Here is a 10,910-nt window from a genome sequence, read left to right as displayed (position 1 = left end):
CAGCCCTCACGCCGCGCGGCCGACGGTCGAGCGCAAGCGCGGATCGACCACGGTGTAGAGGATGTCGACCACGAGATTGATGGTGACGAAGATCAGCGAGACCATCAACAGATATGCGGCCATGATCGGGATATCGACATTCTGCACGGCCTGCACGAACAGAAGTCCCATGCCCGGCCATTGGAACACGGTTTCGGTGATGATCGAGAAAGCAATAACCGAGCCAAACTGCAGGCCGGCCACCGTAATCACGGGAACCAGGGTGTTCTTCAGCGCATGGCCGAAATGGATTGCGCGCGTGGTCAGCCCGCGGGCGCGGGCGAAGCGGATATAGTCGGTCCGCAACACTTCCAGCATTTCGGCGCGCACCAGCCGCATGATCAGGGTCATCTGGAACAACCCGAGCGTGATCGCCGGCATGATCAGCGCCTTCAGGCCCGAGACGGTCAGCAGTCCGGTGGTCCACCAGCCGAGCTTCACCACCTCGCCGCGGCCGAAGGAGGGCAGCCAGCCCAGCGTCACCGCGAACAGATAGATCAGGAGGATGCCGATCAGGAAGGTCGGCAGCGAAATGCCGATCAGCGATACCGCCTGGAATAATTTGGCGAGCACGGTGTCGCGGCGCAGCGCCGAATAGACCCCCATCAGGATGCCGGCCACCATCGCGAACAGCGTGGCGCAGATCGAAAGCTCCAGCGTCGCCGGCAGCCGCTCCGCCAGCAGCGAGGAGACCGGCAGGCGGAACTGGTAGGACACGCCGAACTTGAACTGCAGCGCATTGATGAAGTAGCGGCCGAACTGCACCAGCACCGGATCGTCAAGGCCGAGCGAGTGCCGGATTTCAGCGCGCTGCGCGGCCGAGGTGTCGATCGAGACGATCTGGTTTACCGGGTCGCCGGCGAAGCGGAACATCGCGAACGCGATCACGCCCACGGCGAGCATCACGCCGATCGCCTGCAGGAAGCGGCGAAGAGTGAAGGCCAGCATCTCTACCTTTCACTGCTTTTGACATTCGGCTCGCGGCCTTGCGCGGCCGGAAAACGAGCGGTCCCGGAAGCCTGCGCTTCCGGGACCCAATTCGCCAAAGCCACTATTCACCCTGCTTGGTCGCCCAGTAGAGCAGCACCTGGTTGTCCGCGCGCTGGGTCAATTTGACCTTTTTCGACACGCCCCACACCAGCGGTTGCTGATGCAGCGGAATGTAGCCGTAATCCTTGATGACAATGTCGTAGGCCTGCTTGATCAACTGGTCGCGCTTGGCAGTGTCGCCCTCGACCAGCACCTTGTCGGTGAGCGCGTCGACTTCCTTGTTGCAATAGCCGCCGAGATTGGCCTCGCCCCTTGTGGCATCCTTCGGATCGTCGCGGCAGCCGAGGATGTCGTGCAGCACGTTGTGCGAGTCGGACGTCGCGGGTGTCCAGCCCAGCATGAAGAACGAGGTCTGGTAGCCGCCGGGCTTCAGCACCTTGGCGAAATACTGCGCCTTCGGCTGCGCCAGCAGGTTCACCTTGACGCCGATGCGGGCCAGCATGCCGACCACCGCCTGGCAGATCGCGGCGTCGTTGACATAGCGGTCGTTCGGGCAGTCCATCGTGACTTCGAAGCCGTTCGGATAGCCGGCGTCGGCCAGCAGCTTCTTGGCACCATCAGGATCGAGCTTCGGCCGGGTGAATTCCTTCGACAGCGGATAGAGCTCGGGGGCGATCATCAACGTCGAGGGGGTCGACATGCCGCGCATCACGCGGGTCTTGATCAGATCGACGTCGATGGTCTTGTAGAAAGCTTCGCGGACGCGGATGTCCTTGAACGGATTCTTGCCCTTGACGTTGGAAAACAGCAGCTCGTCGCGCGCCGTATCCATGCCGATGAAGATGGTGCGAATCTCCGGCGCGGTCATGACGGTGGCGACGCCGCTGGAATTGACGCGCTGGATGTCCTGGAGCGGAACCGGTTCGATCACGTCGACTTCGCCCGAGAGCAGCGCGGCAACGCGGGTGGCGTCGGAGCCGATCGGGGTGAAGATGATCTCCTTGAGATTATGCTCGGGCTTGCGCCAATAGCCGGCAAACGCCTTGAACACGGTCTTCACGCCGGGCTGGTGGCTCTCGATCGTGAAGGGGCCGGTGCCGTTCTCGTGCAGCGCCGCGTAGCTCGGCGTGGTCGCGGAGGCCGGCGTCGGTGCAACCGAGTTGTTCTCCTCGCTCCACTTCTTGTCCATGATGTACCAGCTATCCCACTGCGAGATCAGGATGGGATTGGGCGACTCGAGCGTTACGTCGACGGTGTAGTCGTCGACCTTGCTGAACTTGGCGTCGGCCGGGACGTTGCTGAGGAAGTTGGAGCCCTTGGCGCGGACGCGCTCGGCCGAGAACAGCACGTCGTCGGCGGTGAAGGGATCGCCATTGTGGAATTTCACGCCCTTGCGCAGATGGAAGCGCCATTTGGTCGGGCTCAGCGTCTCCCAGCTTTCCGCCAGGGCCGGAATGATCTTGAGGTCCTTGTCGCGCGCGGTGAGGCCTTCGTAGACGTGGGCGTGGTGCGCGATCGTCGTGGTTTCCTTCAGCGTGTAGGGATCCAGCGACTTCAACTCGCCCTGGTTCGCATACTTCAACGTTTGGGCCGATGCCGGCAAAGCAAAGGCGACGAGTGCGGCGACAGTGGCCGCAAACAAACTCCAACGTCCCGACATGTAATCCCGCGTCCCCGTTTTTGTCCGCCGGCTGCTTTGTCCGGCTGGTATTATTGATCCATGTTGCCAGAGTTTACCGGCCGCGCAAGCGCGATTTGCCAAAGGGTTAACCCATCCGCGCGGGTGCAGCGCAATGAACCGGCTTGGAGAGTAGGCTGTTGGCGCGAACGCGTGACATTCGACTTTCGGAGTGCCGCTTGTCGGTCACGGGAATGATCACCGGCGCGCCTCGAGCAACCGCTCCAAACGGTTTGGTTGACCATAACGGATGATTGAGGCCGACTGCCCCCCGGGGCAGGTACGGCTCGCTTGCGCAACTCGCCCCGTCCCGGCGATACTGTGGCGGGCCAAGGCGCATTTGAGGAGGCGGATATGAAAGTCAACGTCGAGATAGATTGTACGCCCCTCGAAGCGCGGCAATTCTTCGGCCTGCCCGATGTGGGGCCGATGCAGGCGGCGGTGATGGACAAGCTGCAGCAGCAGATGACGTCGAACATCGACAAGATCTCACCGGAATCGCTCATGCAGAGCTGGTTCACCTTCGATCCCAAGCTCGCCGAACGCTTCCAGGACATGTTCGTGGCGATGGCCGGCTTCGGCGGCACGAGCAAGAAGAAATAGTGACCGACATGGACAGGAGCGTTGATGGGACCGAACGCCGGTTGCGCCCGCCGAGCCTGTTCCTGATGCTGGCGGAGGCGCGCGGCGTGCTCGAACTCAATTCGAGCCTGCTGCTGTCGCCCCTCCTGATGCAGGCGCCGAAGGGCGATGGTCATCCGGTGCTGGCGCTGCCGGGCTTCCTTGCCAGCGACCTTTCGATGGCGCCGATGCGGCGCTATCTCAAGGAGCTCGGCTACGATGCCTATGCCTGGAACATGGGCCGCAATTTCGGCGGGATTTCCAGCAGGCGGGCTGCGCTGCGCGACCTGCTGAAGCGGGTCCATGAGGCGACCGGGCGCAAGGTCTCGATCATCGGCTGGAGCCTCGGCGGCGTCTATGCGCGCGACCTGGCGTCGCAGATGCCGGAGCTGGTGCGCTCCATCATGACGCTGGGCAGCCCGTTCGCCGACGACATCCGCGCCACCAATGCGACGCGGCTCTATGAGCTCTTGTCCGGCGAAGCTGTGGACGACATCCCTGAGATCCGCGCCGCGATCGCCGGCGACATGCCGGTGCCGACGACCTCGATCTATTCCCGCACCGATGGGATCGTGAACTGGCGGACCTCGCGCGTGCGGCCGTCGGCCACCGCCGAGAACATCGAGGTGCATTTCGCCAGCCATATCGGCCTCGGCGTCAATCCCGCGGCGCTGTGGGCGATTGCGGACCGGCTGGCCCAGCCGGAAGGGGAATTCCGGCATTTTGACCGCTCGGGCCCCTTTGCCATTGCCTACGGGCCGGCAGAACAGGCACTATCCTGACCAAACGACGAGAAGCGCCGCCCAAGGCGCCCGCGTAAGTAGGCTCTCGGGAGGAGACCATGAGCGACGCCAAGAAGCTGTCCTCGCTGGACGCATCGTTTCTCTATCTGGAAACGCCGGAAATGCCGATGCATGTCGGCAGCATGGCGATCTTCCGCCTGCCCGACGGCTACAAGGGCGACTTCTTCGAGGAGTTCAAGGCGATGATCGCCTCGCGGCTGCACATCGCGCCGATCCTCAAGGCACGCCTGCAGAAGGCGCCGCTCGACATCGATCACCCGTCCTGGGTCGAGGACGATCAGTTCGACATCGACCGGCACATCTTCCGCGCCAGCCTGCCGGCGCCGCGCGATCGCGCGACACTGGAGCGCATCGTCGGCTGGATGCACGCCAAGCTGTTGAACCGCGCCCGCCCGCTCTGGGAGTTCTACGTCTTCGAGGGCATGAAGGACAACGAGATCGGGCTCTATTCCAAGATGCACCATGCCTGCATCGACGGCGGCGCCGGCGCGGCGCTGACCAGCATGATCTACGACCTGACGCCGGTGCCGCGCGAGATCGAGCCGCCGAGCGCGAAGAAAGTCGCGCAGGAGCCGCGCGACATCGCGGCCAATCTGATCGACGCCTATCAGCAACTCTGGACCCAGCCGTTCGAGGCGGCCGCCGCCGCGCAGAAGAGCCTGGAGCTGCCGCGCTCCGGCAAGAGCGATCTCGGCTCGATCCTGTTCGACAACGCCATGTTCCAGATCGAGAGCGCGGTGAAGTTCGCCGGCTCCATGCCGACGGTCATGAAGAGCCTGTCCGACGTCGTCGCCAAGGTCGCCGATCCGAGGTCGCGCGAGAGCCTGCAGGCGATGTCCTCGCCGCCGACCATCCTCAACAAGGCGATCTCGTCCGAGCGCAGCTTTGCCGGCACCTCGATCTCGCTGTCGCGGGCCAAGGCACTGGCGAAGGCGTCCGGCGGCAAGCTCAACGACGTCGTGCTGGCGCTCGCCTCCGGCGTGGTGCGGCGCTATCTGATCAGCCAGGGCGCGCTGCCGAACAAGTCGCTGACGGCAGGCGTTCCGATCTCGCTGCGCGAGGAGGGCAACGCCGAATCCAACAACCAGGTGTTCGGCATGATCTGCTCGATCGCGACCGACATCGAGGATCCCCGGAAGCGGCTGGAAACCATCATCGCGCAGTCGACCAAGTCCAAGGAAATGTCGCATCCGCTGCGCGCTTTGGTGCCGCAGGTCACCAACATCTCGTTGCTGGGCGCGCCGATCCTGGTGCAGATCATGGCGCTGCTTTACAGCCGCTCCGACCTCTCCAACGTGCTGCCGCCGGCCACCAACATCACGGTCTCGAACGTGCCGGGGCCGCGGCAGACGCTGTATGCGGCGGGTGCCGAGCTGCTGCACATCTTCCCGGTTTCGATCTCGACCCACGGCGTGGCGCTCAACATCACCGTGCAGAGCTACCGCGATCAGCTCGATTTCGGCTTCATCGTGGGCGCCAACATCATTCCCCACGTGCAGGTGATGTGCGACATGCTGCCGCTCGAGTTCGATGTACTCGAGGCGGCGTTCGCTCCCCCGCCCGCGGACATCAAGGGCGCAGCCGAATAAGGATCCCGGTCGATGATTGAGATGCCACCGCTGCAGTTCGCCGAGACGAACGGCATCCGCATGGGGTTTTATGAAGCAGGCCCCAAGACCGACACGCCGCCGGTGGTGCTGTGCCACGGCTGGCCTGAACTGGCGTTTTCCTGGCGCCACCAGGTCAAGGCGCTGGGCGAGGCCGGCATCCGGGTGATTGCGCCGGATCAGCGCGGCTATGGCGCGACCGACCGGCCGGAGCCGGTCGAGGCCTACGACATGGAGCACCTGACCGGCGACCTCGTCGGCCTGCTCGACCATCTCAAGATCGACAAGGCCATCTTCGTCGGTCACGACTGGGGCGGCTTTGTCGTCTGGCAGATGCCGCTCAGGCATCCTGCGCGGGTCGCCGGCGTCGTCGGCGTCAACACGCCGCATTGGGACCGCGCGCCGATGGACCCGATCGCGCTGTTCCGCCAGCGCTTCGGCGATCACATGTACATCGTCCAGTTCCAGGATCCGGGGCGCGAGCCCGACCGCATCTTCGGCAGCCGCGTCGAGCAGACCTTCGACGCCTTCATGCGCAAGCCGGTGCCGCGTCCGGCGGACGCGCCGCCCGAACAGCCGATCGCCGGCGTCGGCGCCTCGGCGCGGCTCAACCTGGCGTTTCCGCAGATGATCGCGAATTACGACGCCAAGCATGATCCGCGCACGCCGATCCTGTCCGCGGACGAGAAAAAGGTGTTCGTCGACACCTTCATCAAGACCGGCTTCACCGGCGGCATCAACTGGTATCGCAATTTCACCCGCAACTGGGAGCGCTCGGCCGGGCTGGACCATCACGTCCGGGTGCCGTCGCTGATGATCATGGCCGAGAACGACGCGGTGCTGCCGCCCTCGGCCGCCGACGGCATGGAGCGGCTGGTGCCGGACCTCGAGAAGTACCTGGTCAAGGACAGCGGCCATTGGACGCAGCAGGAAAAGCCTGACGAAGTCAGCGCGAAGCTGATCGAATGGCGCAGAAAGCGGTTTGGCTGACGACGGCGTCGTCATTCCGGGGCGATGCGCAGCATCGCACCCGGAATCTCGAGATTCCGGGTCTGGTCCTTCGGACCATCCCGGAATGACTGAGGTTAGAGGGGGCACTTCGAAAATGGCGTCCGGCAACAGACTGAGTCCGATTCCGCATCCGCCGACGAAGCCGGTGGTCGGCAACATGCTGTCGCTGGACTCGACCGCGCCGGTGCAGCATCTCGTCAAGCTCTCCAAGGAGCTCGGACCGATCTTCTGGCTCGACATGATGGGCGCGCCGCTCGTGATCGTGTCCGGCCACGATCTCGTCGACGAGCTCTCCGACGAGAAGCGCTTCGACAAGGCGGTGCGCGGCTCGCTGCGCCGGGTGCGTGCGGTCGGCGGCGACGGCCTGTTCACCGCCGACACTAAGGAGCCGAACTGGAGCAAGGCGCACAACATCCTGATGCAGCCGTTCGGCAACCGCGCCATGCAGTCGTACCACCCGAGCATGGTCGACATTGCCGAGCAGTTGGTCAAGAAATGGGAGCGCCTTAACGCCGACGAGGAGATCGAGGTCGTCCACGACATGACGGCGCTCACCCTCGACACCATCGGCCTCTGCGGCTTCGACTACCGCTTCAATTCATTCTACCGCCGCGACTACCACCCGTTCGTGGAATCGCTGGTGCGATCGCTCGAAACCATCATGATGACCCGCGGCCTGCCGCTCGAGGGTCTGTGGATGCAGAAGCGGCGCAAGACGCTGGCCGACGACGTCGCCTTCATGAACAAGATGGTCGACGAGATCATCGCCGAGCGGCGCGGCAGCACCGCCGCGACCGACGACAAGAAGGACATGCTGGCGGCGATGATGACCGGCGTCGACCGCGCCACCGGCGAGCAGCTCGACGACGTCAACATCCGCTACCAGATCAACACCTTCCTGATCGCCGGCCACGAGACCACCAGCGGCCTGTTGTCGTGCACGATCTACGCGCTGCTGAAGCACCCGGAGGTGCTGAAGAAGGCCTATGAGGAGGTCGATCGCGTCCTCGGTCCCGACGTCAATGCGCGGCCGACCTATCAGCAGGTGACCCAACTCACCTACATCACGCAATGCCTGAAGGAGGCGCTGCGGCTGTGGCCGCCGGCGCCGGCCTACGGCATCGCGCCGCTCAACGACGAGATGATCGGCGGCAAGTACAAGCTGAAGAAGAACACCTTCATCACCATCCTGGTGATGGCGCTGCATCGCGATCCCAGCGTCTGGGGTCCGAACCCCGACGTGTTCGATCCCGAGAATTTCAGCCGTGAGGCGGAGGCCAAGCGCCCGATCAATGCCTGGAAGCCGTTCGGCAACGGCCAGCGCGCCTGCATCGGCCGCGGCTTTGCCATGCACGAGGCGGCGCTGGCGATCGGGATGATCCTGCAACGGTTCAAGCTGATCGACGTGCATCGCTACCAGATGCATCTGAAGGAGACGCTGACCGTCAAGCCGGATGGCTTCAGGATCAAGGTGCGGCCGCGCGACGACAAGGACCGCGGCGCGTTCGCCGGCAGCACGGGCGCGGTTGCGGCCGCGCCGAAGGCTCCGCGCGCGCCGACCACGCGTCCCGGCCACAACACGCCGATGCTGGTGCTCTACGGCTCCAATCTCGGCTCCGCCGAGGAACTGGCGACCCGCATGGCCGATCTGTCGGAGATCAACGGCTTCGCGACGCGGCTGGGTCCGCTGGACGATTATGTGGGCAAGCTGCCGGAGGAGGGCGGCGTGCTGATCATCTGCGCCTCCTATAATGGCGCGGCGCCCGACAACGCGACGCAGTTCGTCAAATGGCTCGACAGCGACCTGCCGAAGGATGCCTTCGCCAAGGTCCGCTACGCGGTGTTCGGCTGCGGCAACAGCGATTGGGCGGCGACCTACCAGTCGGTGCCGCGCTTCATCGACGAGCAGCTCACCAAACATGGCGCGCGCGCCGTCTATCCGCGCGGCGAGGGCGACGCGCGCAGCGATCTCGACGGCCAGTTCCAGAAATGGTTCCCGGAGGCGGCCAAGGTCGCGACCAAGGAATTCGGCATCGACTGGAATTTCACCCGCACCGCCGAGGACGAACCGCTCTACGCGATCGAGCCGGTGGCGCAGGGTGCGGTCAATACCATCGTGACACAGGGCGGCGCGGTGCCGATGAAGGTGCTCGCCAACAGCGAGCTGCAGACCAAGGCAGGCGCTCATCCGTCGGAGCGTTCGACCCGGCATATCGAGGTCGAGCTGCCGTCCAGTCTGAAATACCGCGTCGGCGATCATCTCAGCGTGGTGCCGCGCAACGATCCTACATTGGTCGATTCCGTTGCGCGCCGCTTCGGCTTCCTGCCGGCCGACCAGATCCGTCTGCAGGTCTCGGAAGGCCGCCGCGCGCAACTGCCGGTCGGCAACGCCGTGTCGGTCGGACGGCTGCTCACCGAGTTCGTCGAGCTGCAGCAGGTCGCGACCCGCAAGCAGATCCAGATCATGGCCGAGCACACTCGCTGCCCGGCGACCAAGCCGAAGCTGATGGCCTATGTCGGGGACGACGATGCCTCGGCCGCGCGCTATCGCACCGACGTCTTGGCGAAGCGCAAATCGGTATTTGACCTGCTCGAGGAATATCCGGCCTGCGAGCTGCCGTTCCACCTCTATCTTGAAATGCTGTCGCTGCTGGCGCCGCGCTATTATTCGATCTCGTCGTCTCCGGCCGGCGAGGCGCAGCGCTGCAGTGTCACCGTGGGCGTGGTGGAGGCGCCGGCAAGTTCCGGCCGCGGCATCTACAAGGGCGTCTGCTCGAACTATCTGGCGCGCCGCCGCGCCGGCGACACCGTCCACGCCACCATCAAGGAGACCAAGGCCGGCTTCCGCCTGCCCGATGACAATGCCGTGCCGATCATCATGATCGGGCCGGGCACCGGGCTCGCACCGTTCCGCGGCTTCCTGCAGGAGCGCGCCGCGCGCAGGGCGCAGGGCGCGACGCTGGGGCCGGCGATGCTGTTCTTCGGCTGCCGGCATCCTGAGCAGGATTTCATCTATGCGGATGAGCTGAAGGCGTTCGCAGCCGACGGCGTCAGTGAACTCCACACCGCCTTCTCGCGTGCCGATGGCCCGAAGACCTATGTGCAGCACCTTGTCGCCGCACACAAGGACCGGGTCTGGGAGCTGATCCAGAAGGGCGCGATCGTCTATGTCTGCGGCGACGGCGGCAGGATGGAGCCCGACGTCAAGGCGACCTTGATCTCGATCTATCGCGAGCGCACCGGTGTCGACACCGACGCCGCCGCGCGCTGGATCGAGGAAATGGGCACCAGGAACCGCTACGTGCTCGACGTCTGGACAGGCGGCTAGGCTCACGCCTTCGTAGCCCGGATGAAGCGAAGCGTAATCCGGGACAGCGTCTCATGCGGACGGGGCAGACCCCGGATTTCGCTTCGCTCCATCCGGGCTACGGCAGAGGTGCCTGCCATGATACAAACCGCCGCATGATTCCATGGGAAAAGATCGATACCGCGCGCATTCCCGGCACCGAGGGTGAATTGCGTCTGATGCGGCGAGGCCACGAATTCTCGATCATGCTCGGCACCAACGAGCTGATGAACAGCCGCCTGTCGGGCTCGGAAGAGGCGTTGGCGACGCTTGCCGCGAAGAAGATCGAGACGGTCGCACGGCCGCATTTTCTGATCGGCGGCCTTGGCATGGGCTTTACGCTGCGGGCCGCGCTCGCCGTGCTCGGACCCGAGGCGCGGATCACGGTGGCCGAGCTGGTGCCGGCGGTCGTTGCCTGGGCGCGAGGCCCGATGGCGGAGATCTTCGGCGACAGCCTGAACGATCCGCGCGTGAGCATCCGGGAGGAGGATGTTGCCAGCGTGATCGAACGCCAACCGCTCGGCTTCGATGCCATCCTGCTCGACGTCGATAACGGGCCTGAAGGTCTCACCCGCAAGGCCAATGACGCGCTGTATGATGTCTCCGGGCTCAAGATCGCACACGCCGCGTTGCGGCGCGGCGGCGTGCTCGCCGTCTGGTCGTCCGGTCCGAATGCCAAGTTCCCGAAATCGCTCACCCGGGGCGGGGTTCGCGGTCAACGAAATTGCCGTCCGCGCCACCGGCCGAGGCCGCGGTGTCCGCCACGTGATCTGGATCGCGGTCAAGCAATAGCGGGCGTCCCGGCGCGCTCGCCA

At 64.7% G+C, this 10,910-nt stretch carries 7 protein-coding genes and 1 pseudogene; 6 read left to right on the top strand and 2 right to left on the bottom strand.

Going from position 1 to position 10,910, the window contains the following annotated elements:
• Positions 1-6 precede the first annotated feature (6 nt).
• Together ACVWZM_RS05635 and ACVWZM_RS05630 are read right to left on the bottom strand one after the other, a co-directional pair.
• Positions 7-987: an ABC transporter permease gene (locus ACVWZM_RS05635; RefSeq protein ID WP_028331828.1), complete on the bottom strand. Its 981-nt coding sequence runs from the start codon at positions 985-987 to the stop codon at positions 7-9.
• Between the two features lie 103 nt (positions 988-1,090).
• Positions 1,091-2,689: an ABC transporter substrate-binding protein gene (locus ACVWZM_RS05630; protein WP_456852147.1), complete on the bottom strand. Its 1,599-nt coding sequence runs from the start codon at positions 2,687-2,689 to the stop codon at positions 1,091-1,093.
• A 372-nt stretch (positions 2,690-3,061) separates the two neighbouring features.
• Between ACVWZM_RS05630 and ACVWZM_RS05625 the strand changes: the two genes are divergently transcribed.
• The 6 genes and pseudogenes from ACVWZM_RS05625 to ACVWZM_RS05600 all read left to right on the top strand — a co-directional run bounded on the left by ACVWZM_RS05625 (position 3,062) and on the right by ACVWZM_RS05600 (position 10,887).
• Complete coding sequence (locus ACVWZM_RS05625) at positions 3,062-3,310, top strand: DUF6489 family protein (protein ID WP_141340837.1); 249 nt, start codon at positions 3,062-3,064, stop codon at positions 3,308-3,310.
• Positions 3,311-3,318: 8 nt separating this feature from the next.
• Positions 3,319-4,110 (top strand): alpha/beta fold hydrolase, encoded by a 792-nt coding sequence (locus ACVWZM_RS05620; protein WP_076827229.1) that lies wholly within the window; start codon positions 3,319-3,321, stop codon positions 4,108-4,110.
• A gap of 59 nt (positions 4,111-4,169) precedes the next feature.
• On the top strand, positions 4,170-5,720 hold the full coding sequence (locus ACVWZM_RS05615; protein WP_076827135.1) for a WS/DGAT/MGAT family O-acyltransferase: 1,551 nt from the start codon (positions 4,170-4,172) through the stop codon (positions 5,718-5,720).
• Between the two features lie 12 nt (positions 5,721-5,732).
• Positions 5,733-6,728, top strand: coding sequence for an alpha/beta fold hydrolase (locus ACVWZM_RS05610; RefSeq protein ID WP_456835313.1), 996 nt, complete (start codon positions 5,733-5,735; stop codon positions 6,726-6,728).
• Between the two features lie 115 nt (positions 6,729-6,843).
• The gene (locus ACVWZM_RS05605) at positions 6,844-10,077 is read left to right on the top strand and encodes a bifunctional cytochrome P450/NADPH--P450 reductase (protein ID WP_456835312.1); all 3,234 of its coding nucleotides are present in this window, start codon (positions 6,844-6,846) and stop codon (positions 10,075-10,077) included.
• Positions 10,078-10,211: 134 nt separating this feature from the next.
• A pseudogene (locus tag ACVWZM_RS05600) lies at positions 10,212-10,887 on the top strand (spermidine synthase).
• The last annotated feature ends 23 nt before the right edge of the window (positions 10,888-10,910 follow it).

Source organism: Bradyrhizobium sp. USDA 4501 (genome assembly GCF_054062115.1).
Note: the sequence above shows the minus strand (reverse complement) of the source record. Positions and strands in the feature narration are given on the sequence as shown.